Origin of the sequence: Streptomyces sp. WG5 (assembly GCF_049974565.1) — a bacterium.
Taxonomy (GTDB): Bacteria; Actinomycetota; Actinomycetes; order Streptomycetales; family Streptomycetaceae; genus Streptomyces.
This window is the reverse complement of sequence record NZ_JBNGGC010000046.1, coordinates 25919-50549: the sequence shown is the minus strand read 5'-3', so window position 1 is coordinate 50549 and position 24631 is coordinate 25919. Positions and strand designations below refer to the sequence as shown.

Sequence of the window (24631 nt, the reverse complement as noted above, 5' to 3'; positions counted from 1 at the left end):
GGCGGCCGGCGGCCGGCGGTCGGCGGTCGGCGGTCGGCGGTCGGCGGTCGGCGGTCGGCGGCCAGGACGGAACCGGCGCCGGGCGGGGCCACCCGCGCGAGCACCCGCGCCCCGCGCGACCTTCCGGTTCCCTGCCGGTCCCTCGGCGTTCACCAGCCGTTCGGGCAGGCGGGTGGTCCGGCCCGGCGAGCTCGCATACGGTGGTCGGCGTCCAGCGCGGACGTACGCCGCACGGCACCGCCGACCCGCACGTGGCCGGCACCACCGGCCCTCGCCGGGCCGGTACGGAGCCCGGAGCGGACAGGCGACCGCACGGGACACGGGGGGAGTCGCCGGTGGCCGAGGCCACCGCGCGGGGCGCACGGGGGGCGCGCGATGGACCGGAGCCTGTACCACGAGACGAGATCCACCGGAGCGGCCCTGGCCGCCACCGCCGTCTGCGCCGTGGCGGGTGGTGCCGTGCACGGGTTCGAGCTGCCGCCCGCGGGAGACACACGCCGGGTCTTCCTGGCGTTGCTCGCGCTCATGGTGCTGTCGATGCTCGTGGAACTGGTCGTGGACGTACGGCGTTTCCGCAAGGCCGTCCCCCTGGCCGACGACGTGGAGCCGCCGCCGGACGAGCGGCTGCGCGAGCGCCTCTTCCTCCCGGGCCTCTTCGCCTTCATCGTCGTGCCGACGACGGCGGCGGCCCTTGCGTGGGGATGGTGGGTCGCGCTGTTCCCGCTGACGTCCGCCGCCGAGTGGGGGACGCAGGCCGTGGTCATCACCGTCTGGGAGCGCCGGAACGGCCTGCTGCTGTGGCGGAAGTTCACGATGGGCAACGTGGGTCTCGCGACCTCCCCGCTCAGTCCACGGCCACCGACGCGAAACGCCACCGGTGCACCGTCCGCGTGACCAGGCCGGTGTCCGGTTCGGGCAGTTCCGGCAGTTCGGCGTCGTAGGCGGCGTCCCACCAGGTGACGACGAGGACGCGGTCCTGCGGGGCGCGGAGCGTCTCCCGGCGCAGCGGGGTGCCGTCGAGCGGCTGCGCCCGTGCCCAGGCCAGCAGCTCCTCGCCCCGGCCGGGCACGGCCCGCGCCTCCCACATCAGCGCGACGGTCACGAGTACAGGTTCTCCTTGCTGACCTCGTGCACGTGGTCGTGGCCGTGGCCGTGCGTGTGGCCCTGCCCCGGGACGTGCGGTTCCGTCACCGGCAGGGAGGAGTCGGCCGAGAGGTCCCAGTCGGAGGCGGCCCGGCCCCGGGCGACCATCTCCGCGCCGAGCGCGGCCACCATCGCACCGTTGTCCGTGCACAGCCCCGGCCGCGGCACACGTAGCCGGATGCCGGCCGCCTCGCAGCGCTCCTGGGCCAGGACCCGCAGCCGGGAGTTGGCGGCCACGCCGCCGCCGATCATCAGATGGTCGACGCCCTGGTCCTTGCAGGCCCGCACCGCCTTGCGGGTCAGTACGTCCACGACCGCCTCCTGGAAGGAGGCCGCCACGTCCCGCACCGGCACCTCCTCCCCCGCCGCCCGCTTCGCCTCGATCCAGCGGGCCACGGCCGTCTTCAGCCCGGAGAAGGAGAAGTCGTACGCCGCGTCGCGCGGGCCGGTCAGTCCGCGCGGGAACGCGATCGCGGCCGGGTCGCCCTCGCGCGCGTACCGGTCGATGACGGGGCCGCCGGGGAAGCCCAGGTTCAGCACGCGGGCGATCTTGTCGAAGGCTTCGCCGGCCGCGTCGTCGATGGTGGCGCCCATCGGGCGGACGTCGGAGGTGATGTCCGTCGACAGCAGCAGCGAGGAGTGCCCGCCGGAGACCAGCAGCGCCATCGTCGGCTCGGGCAGCGCGCCGTGCTCCAGCTGGTCGACGCAGATGTGCGAGGCGAGGTGGTTGACGCCGTACAGGGGCTTGCCGAGGGCGTAGGCGTACGCCTTCGCCGCCGAGACACCGACCAGCAGGGCGCCGGCGAGGCCGGGACCCGCGGTGACGGCGATGCCGTCGAGGTCGCGCGCGCTCACCCCCGCCTCCTTCAGGGCGCGGTCGATGGTGGGGACCATCGCCTCCAGGTGGGCACGGCTCGCCACCTCGGGGACGACCCCGCCGAAACGGGCGTGCTCGTCGACGCTGGACGCGACGGCGTCGGCCAGCAGAGTGGTGCCGCGCACGACACCGACGCCGGTCTCGTCGCAGGAGGTCTCGATCCCCAGGACGAGGGGCTCGTCGCGTGAGTCAGCCATGGTTGTCGGTTCCTTGTACGGAGTCGGCGCCCGCGGCGGGGCCGCCACCGGGCGCTGTGGTCAGTCGCATCACCAGGGCATCCACGTTGCCCGGCTGGTAGTAGCCGCGCCGGAAACCGATCGCCTCGAAGCCGAAGCGCTCGTACAGCCGCTGCGCGCGGGTGTTGTCCACCCGGCACTCCAGCATCACCTCGGCGCACTCGAAGGCGGTCGCCGCCCGCAGCAGCTCGGCCAGCAGCCGCCCGCCGAGTCCGGTGCCCCAGTGGTCGCGGGCGACGGCGATGGTCTGCACGTCGGACTGGTCGCCGGAGGCGGCGAGGCCCGCGTACCCGACGATCCGGGCGCCGCGCTCGCCGACCGCGCCGCCGTCACCGGCCGCGCCCCCCTCGCCCACCGCGCCGTCCCCGCCCACCGCTCCGTCCGGTCCGGCCGTTCCGGGGACCTCCGCGACGACGTACTTCCGGGTCGCCCCGGGGCCGCGCGCGTGGGCCAGCTCGGACCAGAACATGCCTCTCGACCAGGCGTCCTCCGGGAACAGCTCCCGTTCCATCCGGAGCACGGGGTCGATGTCCCACCAGCGCATCTCGCGCAGCTCGGGCTGTACGGGTGGCGTCACGGGCTCGGTCGCTCCGGTCACTTGGGGGTGACCACCTTGTAGTTCTTGGGGACCTGGGCGTCGGGCCGGCGCAGGTACAGCGGCCGGGGCGCGGGCAGCTCCCCGCCCGCCGCGAGCTTCTCGGCGGCCAGGGACGCCAGGGCGGCGGCGGACACGTGCTCGGGCTCGTGCGCCTTCGGGAAGGTGTCCGGGTAGAGCAGCGCGCCCGCGCCGACGGCCGGGAGTCCGGCCACCTGCTCGGCGATGTCGGCGGGACGGTCGACCGCCGGGTCGGTGAGGCGGGTGCGTGAGTCGGCGTACCGGGCCCAGTAGACCTCCTTGCGGCGGGCGTCGGTCGCCACCACGAAGGGTCCCTCCAGGTCGGCGGCGTAGGCGAGGCCGTCCAGCGTGCACACGCCGTGCACGGGCACGCCGAGCGCGAGTCCGAACGTGTCCGCGGTCATCAGGCCGACGCGCAGCCCCGTGTACGGGCCGGGGCCGGTGCCGGCGACGATGCCGGTGACGGCGTCGAGCCCGAGACCGGCCTCGGCGAGCACGCGGTCGACGGCGGGCAGCAGCAGCTCGCCGTGCCGGCGTGCGTCCACCTGGCTCGACGAGGCGATGACGTCCGTACCGTCGTGCAGCGCGACGGTCACGGCGGGCGTGGCGGTATCCAGAGCGAGCAAGAGCACGCAAACAGCCTACGGCGCCGCGGGGCCCGTGTCGGACGCCCACCGGCCGGCCCGGCGCCGCCCGCCCGTGCCGCCCTGCGCCGACCGGAGGCATCCCGCGTCGCCCACGGCGACCGCGCGATCACCGAGTGCTACCGTCGCGGGGAAACGGGTGCACGCGTACGACGACGAGGTGGTCGCCAGTGGTAAGCAGCAGCGCCGGTCTCGTCACCGGCCTCACGGCGGCGGCCCTCGTGACGATCGGCTTCCTCGGCCACCAGGCGTCGACCAGCGCCCCGGCCGACCCCGGCCGGACCCGGGCCAGCAGCACGCCCGCTCCCGGCGCCTCCAAGGCACCCCGCGACCTCCGGCGCCCCGACGCGCTGCCCTCGGGCTCCGGCAAGGGTGAACGGGTGGTGTACTCGGTGGACGACGACCGGGTGTGGCTGGTCGACCCGGGCGACCGGGTCCGGCGCACCTTCCGGGTCACGCCCAGCGGGGTGGACCCGGCACCGGGCACCTACGCGGTCACGTCCCGCTCCAAACGGGTCACCGGCTCCGACGGCATCCCGGTCGAGCACGTCGTGCGCTTCACCAGCGTCGGCGGCGTGGTCATCGGGTTCAGCGCGGCGGTGGACGGTTCCATGGCGAAGCCCGGCCCGGGCCGGCGCACCGGCGGCATCCGGGAGACGCGCGCGGACGGCGACGCGATGTGGCGGTTCGCGACGGTCGGGCAGCGGGTCGTCGTCGTCCCCTGAGACGCCGGGAGCCCCATGGACCGCCCAGGACTCACGTGACGCACGCGGCCTGGACCGCCCGAAACTCACGTGACACACGCGGTCTGGACCCGCCCAGGACCCACGGCAACACGGCCACCAGGGCTCACCGGCAGCACGGCACGGGTCAGGCGGCCTCGCGGCGTTCCCGTACAGGACGGCGGATCTCCGGTTCGGGCGCGCGCGGCGGTGTCGAGATCACCGTCGCGGCGGCACAGGACGCGAGCAGGTCGCGCATCGAAACTCCGGCGGACGCGGACGCGGGCGCGGGCGACTGCGGCCGCTGCCGGGTTTGCGGCCGCGACTGCGGCTGCGACTCGGTCTCTGACATGGACGCCTCCTGAAGGTCGGGGGCGGGCGTAGTTAGGCATGCCTAACTACGAGCTGGATACCATGTGACCACGCGCAAGACCCGGAACGCAATATTTTCCCGACACCCTGTCGGAACGCCTCCCGGTCGAAAGCCCCGGGAGCCCGAGCCCGGGTTCAGACGGTGAGCACGCTCAGGTCGGCCGCGGCCCAGCGCTCACCGACGCCCATGAGCGTCACGTACCGCACCTCGTCGGTGGTGTCGCCGACGGCCCGGTCGATCCGGAGCCGCAGCCGGTCGTCGGTCAGCTCCTCGACCTTGCCCTCGCCCCACTCCACCACGATCACCGAGTCGGACAGGGAGACGTCGAGGTCGAGGTCCTCCATCTCGTCCAGGCCGCCGGACAGCCGGTAGGCGTCGACGTGGACGAGCGGCGGTCCGTCGCCGAGCGAGGGGTGCACGCGGGCGATCACGAAGGTCGGGGAGGTGACGGCGCCGCGCACGCCGAGGCCCTCGCCGAGCCCCCGGGTCAGCGTCGTCTTGCCCGCGCCCAGCTCCCCGCTGAGCATCACCAGGTCGCCGGCGCGCAGGACCGTGGCGAGCCTGCGGCCCAGTTCCCTCATCTGCTCCGGGGAGGTGACGGTGATCGCGACGCCCGAGGCGGACTCGGCGAGCTCGTAGGGCGCAGGGGATGCAGGGGGCACAGGGGCCTGGGGGGTCCGGGGGGTCTCAGAGGGCTCAGCCGGGTCCCGCGGTGCTGCTGGTGCTTCCATAGCCGTCAACGGTAGCGGCTGGCGGCACCGCGCCCGCGCGGGCGAGCAGGTCGGCAAGCCGGTCGGTGACCAGCTCCGGATGTTCCAGCATCACCAGGTGCCCCGCGTCGGGCACGAGCACCAGCTCCGCGTCCGGCAGCAGGTCGGCGATCGCCTCGCTGTGCTCGCTCGGCGTGACCAGGTCCCGTACGCCGGCCAGGACGAGGAGGGGCAGGCCGGCGAAGTGGGCGAGGGCCTCGGTCTTGTCGTGGTCGTTGAAGGCCGGGTAGTACTCGGCGACCACGTCGATCGGCGTGGACTCGATCATCCGCTCGGCGAACCGGGCCACGGCCGGGTCGACGTCCCGGGACGCGAACGAGTACCGCTTGATGATCCCGGCGAACAGGTCCGCCGTGGCCCGCCGCCCCTTCTCCACGAGCTCGGCCCGCTGCCCCAGTGCCTTCAGCACGCCCGGCAGCACCCGCCGGACCGCGTTGACACCGGCCACGGGCAGCCCGAAGTTGACCTCGCCGAGCCGCCCGGAGGACGTGCCGACGAGCGCGACGCCGACGACCCGTTCGGCGACCAGGGCGGGGAACGCGTCGGCCAGGGCCATCACGGTCATGCCGCCCATGGAGTGCCCGACCAGCACGATCGGCCCCTCGGGTGCGGCCGCGTCGATGACGGCCTTCAGGTCCCGGCCCAGGTCCTCGATGGTGACCGGCCGGCCGTCCCGCACCTGCGAGACGCCACGGCCGGACCGTCCGTGGCTGCGCTGGTCCCAGTACACGGTGCGGACGACGCCCCTGAGGGCCTCCCGCTGGAAGTGCCAGGAGTCCTGGTTGAGGCAGTAACCGTGAGCGAAGACGACCGTCACGGGGGCGGGCGCCTTGCGGCCGAACAGCCGCCGGCGGCGCCGGGTGAGCGCGGACTCCGTCTCCGGATCGACGTCGTCGACCTCGTAGTACAGCTCGGTGCCGTCGTCGGCGTACGCCTTGCCCGGGGTGCCGCGCAGTGCGCCGTACGGGCCCGCCGAATCGAGTGCGAGCCGGGCCTTCTGGCGTATCCCGCGGCCGACGGTGAGCCGTTCTATCGCCACGCCGGCCGCGGCGCCCGCCGCGACCACGCCTATCGCGACACCGGCGATGCCGGTCGCCCGGCGCCATCCGCCGGCGGCGGCCTCCGTGGCGGAGGCGACGGCTGCGGTGACGACCTCCGCGTTGCTCTCGCTCACGTACCGCTCCTTCTTCGCCGGGCCGTCACGCGGTTCCCCGCTGGTCGCGGACTCCCGCTGGTCGCGGATTCCCGCTGTCGCGGACTCCCGCCGGTTACTGATTCCCGCTGGTTGCTGATTCCCCTGGACGCGTGCCGTGCACGTCACGCCTTGGCCGGACGCGTCACTCGTTCACGTAGACGCGCGGAACGCGTGTTCCGATGCGGGTGACGATCTCGTACGCGATGGTGCCCGCCGCCTGCGCCCAGTCCTCGGCGGTGGGCTCGCCGCGGTCGCCGGGGCCGAACAGCACCGCCTCGGTGCCCGGCTCCGGCCGGTCCCCGCCCAGGTCGACGACGAACTGGTCCATCGCGATCCGCCCCGCCACGGTGCGCCACTTGCCGTCGACCAGGACGGGACCGGCGGAGGAGGCGTGGCGCGGGACGCCGTCCGCGTAGCCGAGGGGGACGAGGCCGAGGGTGGTCTCGCCGGGGGTGGTGTAGTGGTGCCCGTAGCTGACGCCGTGGCCGCCGGGCACCTGCTTGACCAGGGCCAGCGAGGCGGCCAGCGTCATCACGGGGCGCAGTCCGAAGTCGGCGGGCGTGCCGATCTCGGGGCTGGGCGAGACGCCGTACATGGCGATGCCGGGCCGTACGAGGTCGAAGTGGGCCTCGGGGAGCGTGAGGGTGGCCGGCGAGTTGGCGATGTGCCGCACCTCCGGGCGTACGCCCTGCTGCTCCGCGTACGCCGTCATCTCCCGGAAGACGGTGAGCTGGGCTGCGATGGACGGGTGCCCGGGCTCGTCGGCGCAGGCGAAGTGCGACCAGAGCCCGGTGACGCGGAGCAGCCCCTCGTCCTCGGCCCGCCGTGCCTCTCGGACCAGTTCCGCCCAGTCCGCGCCGGGCTGGCAGCCGCTCCGTCCGAGCCCGGTGTCGGCCTTGAGCTGCACGCGTGCGGGGAGCCCGGCCCGCCGTGCCGCCCCGACGACCTCCTCCAGGGCCCACATGCCGCTGACCGACACGTCGAGGCCGGCCTCGACGGCCTCCCGCCAGGGGCCGCCGGGTGTCCACAGCCAGCACATGATCCGCACGTCGTCCGGCAGCGCCGGGTCCGCGCGCAGCGCGAGGGCCTCCTGCGGCGTGGCGGTGCCCAGCCAGGTCGCGCCCGCCGCGACGGCCGCGCGGGCACACGGAATCGCGCCGTGTCCGTAGGCGTCGGCCTTGACGACGGCCATGAGAGCCGCCCCGGGGGCCCGTTCGCGCAGTGCGCGGACGTTGGCCCGCAGGGCGGCCAGATCGATCTCGGCCCGGGCCCGCGACACCGCGGCCCGCCGAGCAGCTGTCTCACTCATCGTGCCCCCAGTCTCTCAGAGCACCCGGACCCGGCTTCCCCCGCGAAAGGCCGACCGCTCGCGACGTCGTTAGGGTGCCCGGCATGAGCATCATCGGGGTCGGGATCGACGTGGCGGAGATCGAGCGGTTCGGGGCGTCGCTGGAGCGCACACCGGCCATGGCCCAGCGGCTCTTCCTGGAGAGCGAGTTGCTGCTGCCGAGCGGGGAGCGCCGGGGCATCGCCTCGCTCGCCGCCCGGTTCGCGGCGAAGGAGGCGCTGGCCAAGGCGCTCGGCGCGCCGGCGGGGCTGCACTGGACGGACGCCGAGGTGTACGTCGAGGACAGCGGGCAGCCGCGGCTGCGGGTGACGGGGACGGTGGCGGCGCGGGCGGCGGAGCTGGGGGTGGCGTCGTGGCACGTGTCGCTGAGCCATGACGCGGGGGTGGCGTCGGCGGTGGTGATCGCGGAAGGCTGACGCCCATGAACGTCAGTGGTGCGGGTGTCAACGTCAGTGGTACGGGTGTCGCGGGTGTCCACGTCGGCGGTGCGGGTGTCGAGGACATGGGCGCGGGGGTCGAGGACATCGGCGCGGGGATCAGGATGGTTTCCGTGCCGTCGGGACGGGTGACCCTGTCGGACCGGCGGACGCGGCGCAGCTGGCCGGTGGAGGTGGCGTCCTGCCGGCTGGCGGCGTTCCCGGTCACGCGGGCCGAGTACGCGCGGGTCACCGGTCGGCGGTCCCCGGCCGCGCGGGAGGAGCGGCTGCCCGTCGTGGAGGTCTCCTGGACGGAGGCGGTCGAGTTCTGCAACCTGCTGTCGCGGCGCGAGGGGCTCCGCCCGGCCTACCGCGTCGCCGCCGAGGACGGCGGTGGTGGCGTGGGCGGCGGCGGTGCTGACGGCGATGGCGTCGGCGATGGCGGCGTCGTCTGGGACACGTCCGCCGACGGGTACCGCCTGCCGACCGAGGCCGAATGGGAACACGCCTGCCGCGCGGGCACCGACGGCCCGCGCTACGGCCCCCTGGACGCCATCGCCCGCTACCGCGGCAACTCCCGGGAGCGCGTCCACGAGGTGGGCGGCAGGCTGCCGAACGCGTGGGGCCTGTACGACACGCTCGGCAACGTCTGGGAGTGGTGCTGGGACCTCTACGACGCCGAGGTGTACGGCACCTACCGGGTGCTGCGCGGCGGCGGCTGGTTCGACGAGCACTGGAGCGTCCGGGCCTCCGTGCGGCGTCGCAGCCACCCGACGTTCCGGGTCGACGACGTGGGGTTCCGCGTCGCCCGTTCGGCGGGCGGGGGTCAGGTGCCGGTCGGCTGAACCCGGATGTGCATGCGCTCGCCCTGCGCTCCGTACAGGGCGAGCCACTCGACGGGCCGGTCCCCCGCGTTGGCGATGCCGTGCGGGACGCGGGGGTCGAACTCCGCCGTCTCGCCGGCCGCCAGGACGAGGTCGTGGTCGCCGAGGGCGAGGAGCAGGCGGCCGGAGAGGACGTAGATCCATTCGTGGCCCTCGTGGGAGCCCTGTTCGGGTCGCGGGGTCCACTCGGTGCGGGCGTTCGCGGGGGCGGGCAGGATCTGCTTGTACGCGTGCAGCCCGTCGTTGGGGTTGCGTGTGAGGGGGATCCAGGTCTGGCCGTGCCGGGTGAAGGGGCGCGGGTGGACGCGGGGGTCGCCGGTGCTGGAGCCGACCAGGTCGTCCAGGGGCAGCCGGTGCGCCCTGGCCAGCGGCAGCAGGTGCCGCAGCCCCGGCTCGCGCTGCCCCGACTCCAGCCGGGACAGGGTGGACACGGAGATGCCGGTGGCGGCGCCGAGCTGGGCCAGCGTGAGGCCGCGGGCCTGCCGGACGGCACGCAGGCGGGCCCCCAGGGAGGTCATCACCTGTGCCGTCTCGTCGTCGTCACCCATGGGACAACTGTCCCTCATACCGCGGGGGCGGTCCGTGACGTTCACGGCGTACGGGGAAGACTCGACGGCATGCGGACTGCGTACAGCGTGGAGACGGTCAGGAACGCCGAACGGGAGCTGATGGCACGGCTCCCGGAGGGGGCGTTGATGCAGCGGGCCGCGGCCGGGCTCGCCGCCGCCTGCGCGGAGGTGCTCGGGCGGGTGGCCGGACGGGTGTACGGCAGCCGGGTGGTGCTGCTGGTCGGGAGCGGGGACAACGGCGGCGACGCCCTGTACGCCGGGGCGCGGCTCGCCCGGCGCGGGGCGGGCGTGACGGCGGTGCCGCTCACGCCGGAGCGCGCGCACGGAGGGGGGCTGACGGCGCTGCGCCGGGCGGGTGGCCGGGTCGCGGCCACCGCCTCCGCCGGGGAGCTGATCGAGCGGGCGGACCTGGTCGTCGACGGCATCGTCGGGATCGGTGGCAGGGGCGGACTGCGTCCGGAGGCGGTGCCGCTCGCCGACGCGGCCGCGCGGTCCCGGGCCGCCGTGCTCGCCGTCGACCTGCCGAGCGGGGTCGACGCGGACACCGGGCAGGTGCGGGGGGCCGCGGTCCGGGCCGAGCTGACGGTGACGTTCGGGGCGCACAAGCCGGGGCTGCTGGTCGATCCGGCGCGGGAGTACGCCGGGTCGGTGCGGCTGGTGGACATCGGGCTGCCGCTGCCGAACGACGCGGCCGAGCTGGAGGCGTTGCAGCACGCGGACGTGGCGCGGCTGCTACCGGTGCCGGGCGCGGAGAGCGACAAGTACCGGCGGGGGGTCGTCGGCATCGCCGCCGGGTCGGCCCGCTATCCGGGCGCCGCCGTGCTCGCCGTCGCCGGGGCGCTGCGGGGCGGGGCCGGGGCGGTGCGGTACGTCGGCCCGGCGGGGGACGCGGTGATCGCCCGCTACCCGGAGACGCTCGTGTCCGACCAGGGTCCGAAGCGGGCGGGGCGGGTGCAGGCATGGGTCGTCGGACCGGGCGCCGGGGATGACGCCGGGACGGTGGCGGAGGTACTGGCGGCGGAGGTGCCGGTGCTGATCGACGCGGACGGGCTGCGGCTGGCGGACGCCGGGGCGGTGCGGGACCGTACGGCGCCGACACTGATGACGCCGCATGCCGGGGAGGCGGCGGCGCTGCTCGGGGTGGCCCGGGAGGAGGTCGAGGGCGCGCGGCTGGCCTCGGCACGGGAGCTGGCGCGGCGGTACGGGGCGACGGTGCTGCTGAAGGGGTCGACGACGGTGGTGGCCGGGGCGGAGGGAGGCCCGGTACGGGTCAACCCGACGGGGACGTCGTGGCTCGCCACGGCCGGGAGCGGGGACGTGCTGTCGGGCCTGGCGGGGTCCCTGCTGGCGGCGGGACTCTCGGCGCGGGACGCGGGGAGCGTCGCGGCGTACGTCCACGGCCTGGCGGGCCGTTTCGCGGCGGGCGGGGCGCCGACGGGGGCGCACGACGTCGCGGAGGCGATTCCGGGGGCGTGGCGGGATGTGGCCCGGGTGGGGTGAGTGGGGTTATGTCGTGGGCGCCCGGGTCCTACGGTGTTCGCATGACGCCGGCATCCGCCTCGGGCCCCCCTGACCCCGCCTCGTTGCCCAGGGCCGAGTTCGCCTTCCCCGGCCCGCTGCGCGACCGGCTCGTGGCGGCGGTCCTCGACGGCTCGAAGACCACCACGACCGGTCTCGCCGTCGACTACGAGCACGCGGGTGAAGCGCTGCCGGAAGCAGGGCGCCGCGAGGTGGTCGTCGACTCCCACGACCGCCCGGTCGCCGTCATCGAGGTGACCGACGTGCGCGTCGTCCCACTGGCCGGGGTGGACCTCGCCCACGCGGTGGACGAGGGTGAGGGCTGCACCACCGTGGCCGAGTGGCGGGCGGGCCACGAACGGTTCTGGCACAGCGAGGAGATGCGCGCGGCCCTGGACGACCCGGGCTTCACCGTGGACGACACGACACCGGCGGTCCTGGAACGCTTCCGCCTCGTCACCGTGGTGCACCCGGCCGACGGGTGACTCACTCGGAGCGGCGCTCCTCCTGCGGCTGGTCCGGCATCCCCGCGAAGAGTTCCTCGACCCGAGCGACCGTTCCGGCGCGGTCGAGCCAGTCGTCGAGGCGGGCGAGATCCATGCAGGCGGTGACGCGGGCGCGGGCGTCGTCGGACACGATGAGGCCACGGACTTCGAGCACCCGCAGGACACCCTGGGCCTTCCCTTCGGCCTCCCCCTTGGCCCTGCCCTCGGCCTCCCCCTTGGCCCTGCCCTCGGCCTCCCCCTTGGCCCTGCCTTCGTAGTACGTCTCCTCCCAGACCGTTCCCCTGCCCGGGAAATATGAGATGACCATCTTCTCCAGCTCCCTCCATGTCTCTCGGGCCGGAGTGTCCTCCAGGCCCACTTCCAGCAGTTCCGCCCAGTACTTTGCTGTGGGTTTGTCGAACGACCGCATTCCACGGGCCAGCACATGCAGTATGGCGTCGATGTCCCGGCTTTCGCTGTGCACGATGGCGGAGAACGTCGCAAGCGCCGGCTCTCGCGCCACCACCGCTTCGTCGGTGATTTCCGGAACACTGTCCGGGCCCAGCACGAACGGACGCGTGACCTGGGATGCCCAGGGCCCGACCCGGCACTCGAAGGGCCCGGCGGCCCAGGCCGCCGTGGACCGGCTGCGGCAGACCGCGACGAGCAGCACCGGCAGGCCGAACTTCGCTCGCAAGTAGGCCACGTAGTACGGCCAGTTGACTCCCTTGTCAGGGGCTTTTCGGGTCTGGGCCTCGACGGCGAGCAGGAAGCTCTCCCCGTCGGACGGCTCGACCTTCAGCACCGTGTCGACACGGCGCTCGAGCGGTTTCAGCTCCGTGACGTCGGGAGTCATGAGCTCGATATCCGCCTTGACGGGCGACGGCATGCCCAACGCCTCGAAGATCGGCCTGAGAACCTCCGGATGATCCTGGAAGATCCGGTGCGAGGTCTCGTGGGTGGATGTGACCATGCGCGCAACCTATTTCCGGAGCAGGGCGGAATTTTCGTGTAATCAGGAGGCGTTCACTCTTTCGAGTAGCGAGGAAATGTTCACCCGTCCTCGCCACAGCGCCCAGTTCGCACCAGCCGTACTTGCCGCGGTGGTTGCCGCCTCTGGCCGGCGGCCACCCAGCCCCACACGTCGGCGCAGGCCCGCACCAGGGCCAGACCCCGCCCTTCCTCGACTTCCAGGCCCCGGTCGGCACCGCGCCACGCCGCGCGCCCCACTCGAGGGCCTTCTCGAACGCACCGCGGCGGAACACGCCACCGTGCGGGTCATCACCTCACACGGCTGTCCTCGTCCGTTCCGAGGCACGGCTCAGCGTTCGAAGTGCCCGGCCAGGGCGGCCCTCACCTTCCCGGCCGGTACCTCCACCACCTTCCTGGACGCCCGGAAGCCCGCTCACTCCACCGTGACCGACTTCGCCAGGTTCCGGGGCTGATCCACCTCGTTCCCCCGGGCCGTCGCCAGCTCGCACGCGAAGACCTGGAGCGGCACCGTCGCCACCAGCGGCTGGAGCAGCGTCGGGGTCGCGGGGATGCGGACGAGGTGGTCGGCGTAGGGGACGACGGCCTCGTCGCCCTCCTCGGCGATGACGATGGTGCGGGCGCCGCGGGCGCGGATCTCCTGGATGTTGGACACGATCTTGTCGTGGAGGACCGAGCGCCCGCGCGGGGACGGGACGACCACGACGACCGGCAGGTCCTCCTCGATCAGCGCGATCGGCCCGTGCTTCAGCTCGCCCGCGGCGAAGCCCTCGGCGTGCATGTACGCCAGTTCCTTGAGCTTGAGGGCGCCTTCGAGGGCGACCGGGTGGCCGACGTGCCGGCCGAGGAAGAGCACCGTGTTCTTGTGGGCGAGGGAGCGCGCCAGTTCCCGTACGGGCTGCATCGTCCCGAGGACCTGTTCGACCGCGTCGGAGATCCGTGCGAGGTCGCGGACGACGTCGCGGACCTCGTCCCCGTACTTCGTGCCGCGCGCCTGCCCCAGGTACAGGGCGACCAGGTAGCAGGCCACCAGCTGGGTGAGGAAGGCCTTGGTGGAGGCGACGGCGACCTCGGGGCCGGCGTGCGTGTAGAGCACGGCGTCGGACTCGCGCGGGATGGTGGAGCCGTTGGTGTTGCAGATGGCCAGCACCTTCGCGCCCTGTTCGCGGGCGTGGCGCAGGGCCATGAGGGTGTCCATGGTCTCGCCGGACTGGGAGATCGCGACGACCAGGGTCTGCTGGTCGAGGATCGGGTCGCGGTAGCGGAACTCGCTGGCCAGCTCCACCTCGCAGGGGATGCGCGTCCAGTGCTCGATGGCGTACTTGGCGATCAGCCCCGCGTGGAAGGCCGTACCGCACGCGATGATGACGACCTTGTCGACCTCCCGGAGCATCTCCGCGGGGATGCGCACCTCGTCCAGGCTCAGCGTGCCGGAGCCGTCGATGCGTCCCAGGAGGGTGTCGGCGATCGCCTTCGGCTGCTCGGCGATCTCCTTGAGCATGAAGGAGTCGTAGCCGCCCTTCTCGGCGGCCGAGGCGTCCCAGTCGACGTGGTACGAGCGCACGTCGGCCGGGCTGCCGTCGAAGCCGGTGACCGTCACGCCGTCGCGGCGCAGCTCGACGACCTGGTCCTGGCCCAGCTCGACCGCGTCCCGGGTGTGTGCGATGAAGGCCGCCACGTCCGAGGCGAGGAAGGACTCGCCCTCCCCCACGCCCACCACGAGCGGCGAGTTGCGGCGCGCGCCCACGACGACGTCCGGCGCGTCCGCGTGCACCGCGACCAGCGTGAACGCGCCCTCCAGGCGCCGGCACACCAGGCGCATCGCCTCGGCGAGGTCGGCGCAGGCGGAGAATTCCTCGGCGAGCAGGTGGGCGACGACCTCGGTGTCGGTCTCGGAGACCAGGTCGTGGCCGCGCTCCGCCAGCTCGGCCCGCAGCGAGGCGAAGTTCTCGATGATGCCGTTGTGGACGACGGCCACCCGGCCCGCGTTGTCGAGGTGCGGGTGGGCGTTGGCGTCGGTCGGCCCGCCGTGCGTGGCCCAGCGGGTGTGGCCGATTCCGGTGGCGGCGGCCGGCAGTGGCCGTTCGGCCAGTTCCTTGTCCAGGTTGACGAGCTTTCCGGCGCGCTTGGCGGTGGCGAGGCCGCCGTCCGCGAGCACGGCGACGCCCGCCGAGTCGTATCCCCGGTATTCGAGCCGTTTCAGCCCGGCCATCACGACATCGAGCGCCGGCTGAGACCCCACGTATCCCACGATTCCGCACATGATCGGCAGCCTACGATCAGAAGCGGTCGCGAATCGGGCTTCCCGTGCCCGAAATCGGAAATTCCCACCGGGGTACGAACGCCTCCGGCGGACCCGCCGTCAGCGGCCCGGCGCCGGCCGGGCCGTCGACGGCCCGCCGTCAGCCGAGCTTGGCCACCTGTGCGGCGACGACGTCCGCGGGGACCTCGAAGTCCGCACCGCTCACCATCGAGGAGAGGTTGGTGGCGGCGAAGGAGGCGACCGTGGCGCCCTTGCGGACCACGACGAGCTTCATGGGCGCGTTGGCCTCCTTGCCGATGTCGAGGCCGACGGTGACGGCGAGGCCCTCGTCCCCGCCCTCGGGAGCGGCGGTCGTGGTGACCTCGGCGACCCGCATCTTGTCGCTGCCCACGCTCGCGACGAAGCCGCCGGCGCACTGCTCGGCGGCCGTCTTCAGCTCGGCCAGCGCCTGCTCGGCGCCGCCGCCCGGATAGGAGGCCACGTTCAGCCTGATCATGTCCACGCTGATGTTGGTCATGTCCTGGCCGTCCGGCCCCGAGCCCTTGGAGAGCGTCTCCGTCTGACCCTGCCAGGAGCGCTTCACGCTGGCCCCCGGCTCACCCGGGGCCACCGCGGTCTGGGCGAGGGCGAGCGGCAGACAGGCCTTGTCGTCCGTCGAGATCTGGTCCTCGGCGATGTCCTCATCGGCCGGGATCTTGGTGGAGACCTTGCCGTTCTTGACGTCGGCCTGGGCGAGGGCGATCTTCTCCAGCTCGGCGGCGGTCAGCGCGTCGCCCGCGGGGGCGGACTCGTCCGCCCCGGCCTTGTCGCCACCCGCCGGGGCGGACTGCTCGGCCTTGGCCTTGTCGTCACCGGATGCGCCTCCGTCGTCGGACGACCCGCCGCAGGCGGTGACGAGCAGGGCCAGGGCAGCGGCGGAGGCCGCGAGCGCGGTGCGGCGGACAGCGGTCGAACTCACGTCGGCACTCTTTCGTCGGGATGATGTGAAGGGATGTCGAGGTACGCCGGGCACGCCGGGTACGTCGGGATACGTCGGATAGGCCGAGGCACTTCGAGGCACTTCGAGGCACATAGAGGCGTGTCACAGCACGTCGAGGCATGTCGGGGCACGTCGAGGCGTGTCGATGCGGGCGGACGGGCCTCGCCCGGCCTCGTGCACCGTACATACGACAATCACACACATGATCGATAACCGGCCACCCGTACTCGCCCGTAACTTCGACGGGCCGCCGGCCCCGGCCCACCGGCCGACGTGACAGAGCCCACCCGCCACCCCGTTCGAACTCCGTTAACAATGGACTGTGATCTCATCGGTCTCCTCGATACCCAGGAGCGCCCACCGGCAGCGGCCGGAGGCGACTCCCTATGTCGACCTCACCCGTCCCGAGTGGAGCGCGCTGCGCGACAAGACGCCGCTGCCGCTGACCGCCGAGGAGGTCGAGAAGCTGCGCGGCCTGGGCGACGTCATCGACCTCGACGAGGTGCGGGACATCTACCTCCCGCTGTCCCGGCTCCTCAACCTCTACGTCGGCGCCACCGACGGCCTGCGCGGCGCGCTGAACACCTTCCTCGGTGAACAGGGCTCGCAGTCCGGCACCCCCTTCGTCATCGGGGTCGCCGGATCGGTCGCCGTCGGCAAGTCCACCGTCGCCCGCCTGCTCCAGGCGCTGCTGTCCCGATGGCCCGAGCACCCGCGCGTGGAACTCGTCACGACCGACGGCTTCCTGCTGCCCACGAAGGAGCTGGAGGCCCGCGGCATGATGTCCCGCAAGGGCTTCCCCGAGTCGTACGACCGCCGGGCCCTCACCCGCTTCGTCGCCGACATCAAGGCGGGCAAGAGCGAGGTGACCGCGCCGGTCTACTCCCACCTCATCTACGACATCGTCCCGGACCAGAAGCTCGTCGTCCGCCGGCCCGACATCCTGATCGTCGAGGGCCTCAACGTGCTCCAGCCCGCGCTGCCCGGCAAGGACGGCCGCACCAGGGTCGGTCTCGCCGACTACTTCGACTTCAGCGTGTACGTCGACGCCCGCACCGAGGACATCGAACGCTGGTACCTCAGCCGCTTCCGCAAGCTGCGCGAGACCGCCTTCCAGAACCCGTCCTCGTACTTCCGCAAGTACACCCAGGTGTCTGAGGAGGAGGCCCTCGACTACGCCCGCACCACCTGGCGCACCATCAACAAGCCCAACCTGGTGGAGAACGTGGCCCCGACCCGGGGCCGGGCCGCCCTGATCCTGCGCAAGGGCCCCGACCACAAGGTGCAGCGCCTGCGCCTGCGCAAGCTGTGACGGAGCCTCACCCAGCCGGTAGAAATACCGGATGCTGCATCTGCGCCTGATCACCCCGGCCGACCGCACCGACGAGGTGGTCCGCCTCATCGGCCGGACGGTCGGCACCACCCACCTGGTCGTCCTGCCGGGCGCCGCTCGCGAACCTGCCGGAGACGTCGTCATGTGCGACGTCGCCCGCGAGTCCGGCGACGAACTCATCAGCCGGCTGCGGACGCTGGGCGTCGACAACCGCGGCGCCATCACCGCCGAGAACCTCGACCTGTCGCTCTCCGAGCACGCCGACCGGGCGGAGAAGGACGCGCCGGGCGAGCCCGCCGACGCGGTGCTGTGGGAGCAGCTGGAGGAGGCGACCCACGAGGAGTCGACCCTCTCCATCACCTACGTCGCCTTCATCACCCTCGCCACGATGATCGCGGCCTGCGGCGTGGTGCTCGACAACGCGATCCTGATCGTGGGCGCGATGGCGGTCGGACCGGAGTTCGGTCCGCTGGCCGGCATCTGCACCGCGATCGTGCAGCGGGCCCCGCGCCTGGCCCTGCGCTCGGCGATCGCCCTGCTGGTGGGCTTCGCGGTGGCGATGGCGGTGACGGTGGGCTTCAGCTGGATCATGGCCGCGTTCGGCCAGTTCAGCGAGGGCAAACTGGAGGCCGACCGGCCCAACACCGGATTCGTCTACGCCCCGGACGCGTTCTCCTTCGTGGTGGCGGTCCTCGCCGGGATCGCGGGCACCCTGTCCCTGACCTCGGCGAAGTCGGGCGCCCTGGTCGGTGTCGCCATCTCCGTCACCACGGTCCCGGCCGCGGCGAACGCGGCCGTGGCCCTGAGTTTCGGCGACACCGGCCAGATGGTGGGCTCCAGCGAACAGCTCCTGCTGAACCTGTTCGGCATCGTCGTGGCCGGCACCCTGACCCTCCTCGCCCAGAAGGCGTTGTGGGCGACGCAGCGTTCACGGCTCACGAAGCCGGCACAACCCTGACGGCACGTCACTCCTGAGGCGCCGAGCGCCGGGAGGGGCAGTACCGCCACGGCCGCGCCGCGGCGCACAGAAGCCCATCCCAGCCCCAGCCGCAACCGCAACCGCAACCGCAACCGCAACCGCAACCCCAGGACTACCCCAGCGCCGACTTCACCGCGTCGGCCAGCCGCCCGGCGACGGACCGGGCCTGCTCGATGTCCGCCGCCTCCACCATCACCCGCACCAGCGGCTCCGTCCCGGAGGGACGCAACAGCACCCGCCCGGTGCTCCCGAGCTCACGCTCGGCCTCGGAAACCGCCGTGGCCAACTCGGCGGAGGTGGTCACTCGCGACTTGTCCACGTCCGGCACATTGATCAGCACCTGCGGCAGCCGCTCCATGACGGACGCGAGGTCCCGCAGCGTACGGCCGGTCTGCGCGACCCGCGCCGCCAGCATCAGGCCGGTCAGCGTGCCGTCGCCGGTGGTGGCGTGGTCGAGGATGATGACGTGGCCGGACTGCTCGCCGCCGAGGGCGTAGCCGTTGGCCTTCATCTCCTCCAGGACGTACCGGTCACCGACGCCGGTCTGCGCGAACCGGATGCCCTCGCGCTCCATGGCGAGCTTGAAGCCCAGGTTGGACATGACGGTCGCGACGACGGTGTCGGAGCGCAGCGCGTCGCGCTCCCGCATCGCCAGCGCGAGCACGGCCAGGATCTGGTCGCCGTCCACCTCCGCACCGGTGTGGTCCACGGCCAGGCAGCGGTCGGCGTCGCCGTCGTGGGCGATGCCCAGGTCGGCGCCGTGCTCGACGACGGCGGCCTTGAGCAGGTCGAGGTGGGTGGAGCCGCAGCCGTCGTTGATGTTGAGGCCGTCGGGCACCGCGCCGATGGTGACCAGCTCGGCGCCGGCCCGCGCGAACGCCTCCGGCGAGACCCGGGAGGCCGCGCCGTGCGCCTCGTCGAGGACGATCTTCAGCCCGTCCAGGCGGTTCGGGAGTACGCCGACGAGGTGGGCGACGTACTGGTCCAGCCCCTCGTCGTACTCGCGCACACGGCCCACGCCTGCTCCGGTCGGGCGGTCCCAGGGGGCGCCGGTGCGGTGCTCGGCGTAGACGGACTCGATGCGGTCCTCCAGCTCGTCGGCGAGCTTGTGGCCGCCGCGGGCGAAGAACTTGATGCCGTTGTCGGGCATGGCGTTGTGGCTCGCGGAGAGCATCACACCGAGGTCGGCGCCGAGCGCCCCGGTGAGGTGGGCCACCGCGGGCGTCGGCAGCACGCCGACCCGCAGCACGTCCACGCCGGCACTGGCCAGGCCCGCGACCACGGCGGCCTCCAGGAACTCCCCGGAGGCGCGCGGGTCCCGTCCGACGACCGCGGTCGCCCGGTGCCCGGCGAAGGTGCCCGCCTCGGCCAGTACGTGCGCCGCGGCGACGGAGAGGCCGAGCGCCAGCTCCGCCGTCAGATCCGCGTTGGCGACACCGCGCACGCCGTCCGTGCCGAAGAGTCGTCCCACTTGTCCTCCTGAGGAAACGTCAATTCCGGAAGCGGCTGCCGATGAATGCGGCCCACGCAGTCGGCTCCCGTGGTCCAGGGCACGCGCTGCCCGACCATACGATCACACAAGCCCTTGAACGTTTGAACATCTGACCATGTCAGCGTCTCAACGTTTTAACGTCTTGTGCCGTTATACGCCCAACGAAGCGGATAAACGAACGCCCCGGCAGCACTGTGGCGTGCCGCCGGGGCGTTCGGAGTACGTTCGAGCGAGCTGAGCAGCCCGCGCCACGTACGTGCAGGCAGCGAAGCTTAACGCTTGCTGTACTGCGGAGCCTTGCGGGCCTTCTTCAGACCGGCCTTCTTGCGCTCGACCGCACGGTCGTCGCGGCGGAGGAAGCCGGCCTTCTTGAGGGCGCCGCGGTTGTTGTCCACGTCGGCCTCGTTCAGGGCGCGGGCGACACCGAGACGGAGCGCACCGGCCTGGCCGGAGACGCCGCCACCCGCGATGCGGGCGATGACGTCGTAACGGCCCTCGAGCTCGAGCACCTTGAAGGGCTCGTTGACTTCCTGCTGGTGCACCTTGTTCGGGAAGTAGTCCTCGAGGGTGCGGCCGTTGATCTTCCACTTGCCGGTGCCCGGGACGATCCGGACACGGGCGATGGCGTTCTTGCGGCGGCCCAGGCCGGCGGCCGGCTGGGGCTCGCCGAACGCGGAGGCCATGGACTCCGAGGTGTACTCGCCCTCGACGGGCACCTCGGACTCGGTGGTGTAGCTGTCGATGTCAAGCTCTTCGAGCGGCTGCTCGGCAGTGGTCTCGGCCACGATGCTCCTCAGATTCTCTTCAGTCTTAGGGGGTGGCCGGAACTACTGCGCGACCTGGGTGATCTCGAACGGCTGCGGCTGCTGCGCGCCGTGCGGGTGCTGGTCACCCTTGTAGACCTTCAGCTTCGAGAGCATCTGACGGCCCAGGGAGTTCTTCGGGAGCATGCCCTTGACGGCCTTCTCGATGGCCTTCTCCGGGTTCTTGTCCAGCAGCTCGTCGTAGCGCACGGAGCGCAGACCGCCCGGGTAGCCGGAGTGGCGGTACGCCATCTTCTGGGTCCGCTTGTTGCCGGAGAGGTGCACCTTGTCGGCGTTGATGATGATGACGAAGTCACCGGTGTCGACGTGGGGCGCGTAGATCGGCTTGTGCTTGCCGCGCAGGATGGAGGCCGTGGTGGAGGCCAGACGCCCCAGGACGACGTCCTGAGCGTCGATGACGTGCCACTGGCGCGTCACATCGCCGGGCTTGGGGCTGTACGTACGCACGGTTCGTAGCCTTCGCTTCTTCAGTGAGTGGTCCTGACATTGGTCACCGAAGACGATCACGACAGCCTTGACCGCACCGCGGTGACGCATACCGCGTGCAGATCGCTGGTCATCGGTCCCGGTGGACCGGTGTAAGGGCCCCTCACGTGAGAATGAGCAAGCCAATACACATACGACTGTGCAGAATACCCGGGGCCCCCTAGCCGGGTCAAAACGGGGCCGCGGCGGCCCGCGCGGGCTCCGGCGCAGGCCCGGCACCCGCGTGATCCCCGGCGGCCGTCCGCGTGGCCCCGGCCCGCCGGGCGACGGCCAGCGCCAGCACGCACAGGGTGAACGCGTCCTTGAAGGCCCGCCGCCGCTCCGACTCCAGCCAGGGCCAGGTCAGCCCCGGGACCTGGGGCACCAGGGCGATCCAGAACCAGGCGCCGCGGGCCACCGAACCGGCGTACGGCAGCCCGGCCAGCAGCAGGGGCAGGGCGACCAGGAGGTAGTGGTCGTAGGACGGCCGGGAGACGAGGAACGCCGAGAGCATCAGGCCCGCGCCGGTCTCCGCGAACCGCAGCGGGCCGGGGCCGGCCCGCCGCCAGCGCAGGCGGGCGCAGAACACCCCGGCCCCGGCCGCCGCCACCGCGAGCCCCTGGGCGAGCGCGCCCGGCACCCCGAGCCGGGGCAGCACGGCCGCCGGGGAGGCCTCGTAGAGCCGTACGAAACCGTCGTCGCCGTGCAGCAGGAACGGCAGGGTGCGGGTGAAGAAGCCGGCCGGGTCGGGCATCAGCAGTGCCGCCGCGCCCGAGGCCAGCGCGGGCACCAGGACGGCCGCCGCCAGCGCCCGCCACCGTCCGGCGAACAGGAAGAGCAGGACGACGGGCGCGAGCAGCGGCTTGAGCGCCACGGCCGCGCCGATCACCAGGCCCGCCGCCGTCCACCGCCCCCGGCTCGCCAGCAGCAGCGACAGCGGCAGGGCCACCGCCGCCGTGACCGTCCAGTTGCCGAGACGCACCAGGTGCCCGAACGGCGCGAAGCCCACCGCGAGCCCGGTCAGCCCGAGGACCGCCAGCCGGCTGCGCAGCGGTACGCGGTGCAGCCGCAGCGCACAGGCCCAGGCCAGCGCCAGCAGGGCCGTCACCGCGCACGGCACCAGCACCCGCAGCACGGCGCCGGGCAGCAGCGCCTGCGGAGCCGCGGCCAGGACCGCGCTCGGGAGATAGAGGAAGTGCGGATCGTCGTACGGGGAGCCGCCGGCCAGCCAGGTGCGGGCGGCCCGCACGACGATCGCGTTGTCCATCCCGCCGTCCGGGGTCACCCGCCCCGCGTGCACGGCGGACGCCGTCAGCACCACCGCGAGCACCGCCCACGCGGGGCCGCCCGCGGGTCGCACCAACCACCCGGAGATGTCGTCTTTGCCCGTCCGCATGAGCGGAACGCTAGGTGCTCCGGGGCTCCATGAGGCGCACCAGCGCGCCACCGGGCCCGTCTAAGATGCGGCCCATGAGCTTTGGGCAGGGGGGACCTCAGTCGCAGTGGGATCCCTGGAAACCGCAATCGCAGCAGCAGCCCTGGGACGGTCCATCGCAGCAGCAGCCCTGGAACGCCGGTGACGGGGGTGCCTCCCCGGACTGGGCGGCCCTCGCCGAGGCCTCCGAGGCCCGGGCCAAGCGGCGCCGCCTGTTCGTCATCGGCGGGGGCGCGCTGGCCACCGTGGCGATAGCCGGCGCCGTCGCGGTGGCCGTGGTCTCCGCGAACGGCTCCGGCCAGGCGTCCGACGGCCCCTCCTCCCAGCTGCCCGCGACGTCGGGCCTGCCCAGCGCGTCGGCCGCGTCCCCGTCGTTCGCCCCGACCAGCGCCCCGCCGCCGCTGGATCCGAAGGACTTCGTCTCCAGCGCCCAGAAGGACAAGGCCCCCCTCGGCCCGGACCTGCTCTTCCCCGGCACCCAGCTGACCATGGGCGAGACGGTCTACAAGAAGGGCCCGACGGCCGACACCCGCACCTGCGGGGCCGCCGCCCAGGGCACCCTGCCCAAGGTCCTCGACGCCAACGGCTGCACCCGGCTGCTGCGCGTCACCTACACCGAGGGCGACACCGCCGTGACGGTCGGTGTGGCCGTCTTCGACACCGAGGCGCAGGCCGTCAAGGCCAAGAAGCAGGCCGACACGAAGAGCATCGTGCGCTCGCTGTCCGGCGGCGGCGTCCCGTCGTTCTGCTCCGGCGCCGTCTGCCGCTCCACCACCAATTCCTACGGCCGCTACGCCTACTTCACCGTCTCCGGGTTCACCGACGGCAAGAACGTGACGGAGAAGTCCACGCAGGTGTTCCGGGCCGGCGACGACCTGGCCGAGTTCACCTTCCGGCAGATCCGCCGGCGCGGCGAGGCCCAGGCGTCGGCGGCGGCCCAGGCGGGCTGACCGCCTCGCCGTCCCGCGACGTTCCGCCGGCGGACGTTCCGGCGGACGACGGAACGGGGCATCGACGACGGGAGCGGGGCATCGTCGAACGGCACTCCGGCGGGGCGTGACCGCACCGTACGCCGACCGCACCGTACGTTCAGCAGCAGCCGCTCCCCGGCAGCGTCCGCTTGTTCCGCGCCTCGAGGTTGCGCGCCGCCAGCAGCTCGTCGGCCGGGTAGCCGACCTCCTCCAGCGTCAGCCCGTGCGGCCGTACGACGTGCACCGCCGAGTCCCGTACACCGGCGGCGAGCACCTCGGCGGGCCAGCCGGGCGGGCGGTGGCCGTCCCCGACGAACAGCAACGCGCCGATCAGCGAGCGCACCATGTTGTGGCAGAAGGCGTCGGCCCGCACGGTCGCGGTGATGATCCCGTCGTCCTCCCCGCGCACCAGGCTCAGCTCCTGGAGGGTCCGGATGGTGGTGGCGCCCTCACGCTTCTTGCAGTAGGCGGCGAAGTCGTGCTCCCCCAGCAGTCCGCGGGCGGCCTCGTTCATGGCGTCCACGTCGAGCGGCCAGTCGTGCCACAGGACGTGGCCGCGCAGCAGGGGGTCGACGCCGCCGGGGTTGTCGGTGACCCGGTAGGCGTAGCGCCGCCAGACGGCGGAGAACCGGGCGTTGAAGCCGCTGGGCGCCTCGCGCAGGGCCCACACCCGCACGTCCCTGGACAGCCGGCCGGCGAGCCGCTTGAGCAGCTTGGCGTGGTGCTCGGCCCAGACCTCGCGCGGCAGGTCGACATGGGCGACCTGGCCGCGGGCGTGCACACCGGCGTCGGTCCGCCCCGCCACGGTCAGCTCGTACGTGTCCCGGGACCGGGTGACCGTCCGCAGCGCGTCCTCGATCTCGCCCTGCACGGTCCGCCGCCCGCCGGCCTGCTTGGCCCAGCCGGAGAACTCGGTCCCGTCGTAGGAAAGGTCCAGCCGCACCCGTACGTACCCGGGCTCTACTTCGTCACTCACCCAGAGATCCTCTCAGCACACACGAAAGCGGGCCCGCCCTCGAGAGGGACGGGCCCGCGAACGCCCTGGAAGGGGCGCGGGACTGTGCTCGACGTGCCACGGCGCAGCCGCAGCCGCCGTCGCACAGC

Annotated in this window: 26 protein-coding genes and 1 pseudogene; 9 read left to right on the top strand and 18 right to left on the bottom strand. The window is 73.1% G+C overall.

What is annotated here, in order from left to right:
• Positions 1-375 precede the first annotated feature (375 nt).
• Entirely contained in the window at positions 376-894 is a 519-nt protein-coding gene (locus ACP4IX_RS33215; protein WP_426558211.1) for a hypothetical protein, read from the top strand.
• Here the strand turns inward: ACP4IX_RS33215 and ACP4IX_RS33210 are convergent.
• The 4 genes from ACP4IX_RS33210 to tsaB are packed head-to-tail and all read right to left on the bottom strand — an operon-like array spanning position 845 to position 3504.
• Positions 845-1102 (bottom strand): hypothetical protein, encoded by a 258-nt coding sequence (locus ACP4IX_RS33210; protein WP_426558209.1) that lies wholly within the window; start codon positions 1100-1102, stop codon positions 845-847. The two genes, ACP4IX_RS33215 and ACP4IX_RS33210, sit on opposite strands and share 50 nt — an antisense overlap.
• Positions 1099-2217 (bottom strand): tRNA (adenosine(37)-N6)-threonylcarbamoyltransferase complex transferase subunit TsaD, encoded by a 1119-nt coding sequence (gene tsaD, locus ACP4IX_RS33205; protein WP_426523633.1) that lies wholly within the window; start codon positions 2215-2217, stop codon positions 1099-1101. The genes ACP4IX_RS33210 and tsaD overlap by 4 nt, the downstream gene beginning before the upstream one ends.
• On the bottom strand, positions 2210-2800 hold the full coding sequence (gene rimI, locus ACP4IX_RS33200) for a ribosomal protein S18-alanine N-acetyltransferase (RefSeq protein WP_426523658.1): 591 nt from the start codon (positions 2798-2800) through the stop codon (positions 2210-2212). The genes tsaD and rimI overlap by 8 nt, the downstream gene beginning before the upstream one ends.
• A 50-nt stretch (positions 2801-2850) precedes the next feature.
• On the bottom strand, positions 2851-3504 hold the full coding sequence (tsaB, locus tag ACP4IX_RS33195) for a tRNA (adenosine(37)-N6)-threonylcarbamoyltransferase complex dimerization subunit type 1 TsaB (RefSeq protein ID WP_426523632.1): 654 nt from the start codon (positions 3502-3504) through the stop codon (positions 2851-2853).
• 182 nt (positions 3505-3686) lie between these two features.
• On the opposite strand from tsaB, the gene ACP4IX_RS33190 reads away from it, so the two are divergent.
• Positions 3687-4241 (top strand): hypothetical protein, encoded by a 555-nt coding sequence (locus tag ACP4IX_RS33190; RefSeq protein WP_426523631.1) that lies wholly within the window; start codon positions 3687-3689, stop codon positions 4239-4241.
• A 145-nt stretch (positions 4242-4386) separates the two neighbouring features.
• Here ACP4IX_RS33190 and ACP4IX_RS33185 read toward each other — a convergent pair whose 3' ends face one another.
• The 4 genes from ACP4IX_RS33185 to alr all read right to left on the bottom strand — a co-directional run bounded on the left by ACP4IX_RS33185 (position 4387) and on the right by alr (position 7885).
• Positions 4387-4590: a hypothetical protein gene (locus ACP4IX_RS33185; RefSeq protein ID WP_426558207.1), complete on the bottom strand. Its 204-nt coding sequence runs from the start codon at positions 4588-4590 to the stop codon at positions 4387-4389.
• A 155-nt stretch (positions 4591-4745) separates the two neighbouring features.
• Positions 4746-5342 (bottom strand): tRNA (adenosine(37)-N6)-threonylcarbamoyltransferase complex ATPase subunit type 1 TsaE, encoded by a 597-nt coding sequence (gene tsaE / locus ACP4IX_RS33180; protein ID WP_426558205.1) that lies wholly within the window; start codon positions 5340-5342, stop codon positions 4746-4748.
• A complete protein-coding gene (locus ACP4IX_RS33175) occupies positions 5308-6555 on the bottom strand; it encodes an alpha/beta fold hydrolase (RefSeq protein ID WP_426558203.1) in 1248 nt (415 codons plus the stop codon). The genes tsaE and ACP4IX_RS33175 overlap by 35 nt, the downstream gene beginning before the upstream one ends.
• A 163-nt stretch (positions 6556-6718) precedes the next feature.
• Positions 6719-7885 (bottom strand): alanine racemase, encoded by a 1167-nt coding sequence (alr, locus tag ACP4IX_RS33170; protein ID WP_426523627.1) that lies wholly within the window; start codon positions 7883-7885, stop codon positions 6719-6721.
• Between the two features lie 83 nt (positions 7886-7968).
• Here alr and ACP4IX_RS33165 point away from each other — a divergent pair, with 83 nt between their 5' ends.
• On the top strand, positions 7969-8340 hold the full coding sequence (locus ACP4IX_RS33165; RefSeq protein ID WP_426558201.1) for a holo-ACP synthase: 372 nt from the start codon (positions 7969-7971) through the stop codon (positions 8338-8340).
• Between the two features lie 125 nt (positions 8341-8465).
• The gene (locus ACP4IX_RS33160) at positions 8466-9185 is read left to right on the top strand and encodes a formylglycine-generating enzyme family protein (protein WP_426523657.1); all 720 of its coding nucleotides are present in this window, start codon (positions 8466-8468) and stop codon (positions 9183-9185) included.
• On the opposite strand, the gene ACP4IX_RS33155 is transcribed toward ACP4IX_RS33160, so the two are convergent.
• A complete protein-coding gene (locus tag ACP4IX_RS33155; RefSeq protein ID WP_426558199.1) occupies positions 9167-9772 on the bottom strand; it encodes a helix-turn-helix domain-containing protein in 606 nt (201 codons plus the stop codon). The genes ACP4IX_RS33160 and ACP4IX_RS33155 overlap by 19 nt on opposite strands.
• Positions 9773-9841: 69 nt before the next feature.
• On the opposite strand from ACP4IX_RS33155, the gene ACP4IX_RS33150 reads away from it, so the two are divergent.
• Both ACP4IX_RS33150 and ACP4IX_RS33145 read left to right on the top strand, forming a co-directional pair.
• Complete coding sequence (locus tag ACP4IX_RS33150) at positions 9842-11293, top strand: NAD(P)H-hydrate dehydratase (RefSeq protein WP_426558197.1); 1452 nt, start codon at positions 9842-9844, stop codon at positions 11291-11293.
• Between the two features lie 41 nt (positions 11294-11334).
• Positions 11335-11796 (top strand): ASCH domain-containing protein, encoded by a 462-nt coding sequence (locus ACP4IX_RS33145; protein ID WP_426558195.1) that lies wholly within the window; start codon positions 11335-11337, stop codon positions 11794-11796.
• A gap of 1 nt (position 11797) precedes the next feature.
• On the opposite strand, the gene ACP4IX_RS33140 is transcribed toward ACP4IX_RS33145, so the two are convergent.
• The 4 genes and pseudogenes from ACP4IX_RS33140 to ACP4IX_RS33125 all read right to left on the bottom strand — a co-directional run bounded on the left by ACP4IX_RS33140 (position 11798) and on the right by ACP4IX_RS33125 (position 16007).
• On the bottom strand, positions 11798-12769 hold the full coding sequence (locus ACP4IX_RS33140) for a hypothetical protein (protein WP_426558193.1): 972 nt from the start codon (positions 12767-12769) through the stop codon (positions 11798-11800).
• A 97-nt stretch (positions 12770-12866) separates the two neighbouring features.
• A pseudogene (locus ACP4IX_RS33135) lies at positions 12867-12987 on the bottom strand (ATP-binding protein); the annotation flags it as partial.
• 214 nt (positions 12988-13201) lie between these two features.
• The gene (glmS, locus tag ACP4IX_RS33130) at positions 13202-15049 is read right to left on the bottom strand and encodes a glutamine--fructose-6-phosphate transaminase (isomerizing) (protein WP_426523621.1); all 1848 of its coding nucleotides are present in this window, start codon (positions 15047-15049) and stop codon (positions 13202-13204) included.
• A 139-nt stretch (positions 15050-15188) separates the two neighbouring features.
• A complete protein-coding gene (locus ACP4IX_RS33125; protein ID WP_426523620.1) occupies positions 15189-16007 on the bottom strand; it encodes a hypothetical protein in 819 nt (272 codons plus the stop codon).
• 343 nt (positions 16008-16350) lie between these two features.
• Here ACP4IX_RS33125 and coaA point away from each other — a divergent pair, with 343 nt between their 5' ends.
• On the top strand, positions 16351-17340 hold the full coding sequence (gene coaA, locus ACP4IX_RS33120) for a type I pantothenate kinase (protein WP_426523619.1): 990 nt from the start codon (positions 16351-16353) through the stop codon (positions 17338-17340).
• A gap of 31 nt (positions 17341-17371) precedes the next feature.
• The gene (locus ACP4IX_RS33115; protein WP_426523618.1) at positions 17372-18319 is read left to right on the top strand and encodes a DUF389 domain-containing protein; all 948 of its coding nucleotides are present in this window, start codon (positions 17372-17374) and stop codon (positions 18317-18319) included.
• A gap of 133 nt (positions 18320-18452) precedes the next feature.
• Here ACP4IX_RS33115 and glmM read toward each other — a convergent pair whose 3' ends face one another.
• The 4 genes from glmM to ACP4IX_RS33095 form a co-directional block, all read right to left on the bottom strand.
• Entirely contained in the window at positions 18453-19811 is a 1359-nt protein-coding gene (glmM, locus tag ACP4IX_RS33110) for a phosphoglucosamine mutase (protein WP_426523617.1), read from the bottom strand.
• A 293-nt stretch (positions 19812-20104) separates the two neighbouring features.
• A complete protein-coding gene (rpsI, locus tag ACP4IX_RS33105) occupies positions 20105-20617 on the bottom strand; it encodes a 30S ribosomal protein S9 (RefSeq protein ID WP_398131114.1) in 513 nt (170 codons plus the stop codon).
• A 42-nt stretch (positions 20618-20659) separates the two neighbouring features.
• Entirely contained in the window at positions 20660-21103 is a 444-nt protein-coding gene (rplM, locus tag ACP4IX_RS33100; RefSeq protein WP_031041507.1) for a 50S ribosomal protein L13, read from the bottom strand.
• A 208-nt stretch (positions 21104-21311) separates the two neighbouring features.
• A complete protein-coding gene (locus ACP4IX_RS33095; RefSeq protein WP_426558191.1) occupies positions 21312-22517 on the bottom strand; it encodes a glycosyltransferase 87 family protein in 1206 nt (401 codons plus the stop codon).
• A gap of 74 nt (positions 22518-22591) precedes the next feature.
• On the opposite strand from ACP4IX_RS33095, the gene ACP4IX_RS33090 reads away from it, so the two are divergent.
• The gene (locus ACP4IX_RS33090) at positions 22592-23506 is read left to right on the top strand and encodes a hypothetical protein (RefSeq protein WP_426558189.1); all 915 of its coding nucleotides are present in this window, start codon (positions 22592-22594) and stop codon (positions 23504-23506) included.
• Positions 23507-23645: 139 nt separating this feature from the next.
• On the opposite strand, the gene truA is transcribed toward ACP4IX_RS33090, so the two are convergent.
• On the bottom strand, positions 23646-24503 hold the full coding sequence (gene truA, locus ACP4IX_RS33085; RefSeq protein WP_426558187.1) for a tRNA pseudouridine(38-40) synthase TruA: 858 nt from the start codon (positions 24501-24503) through the stop codon (positions 23646-23648).
• Positions 24504-24631: the final 128 nt, after the last annotated feature.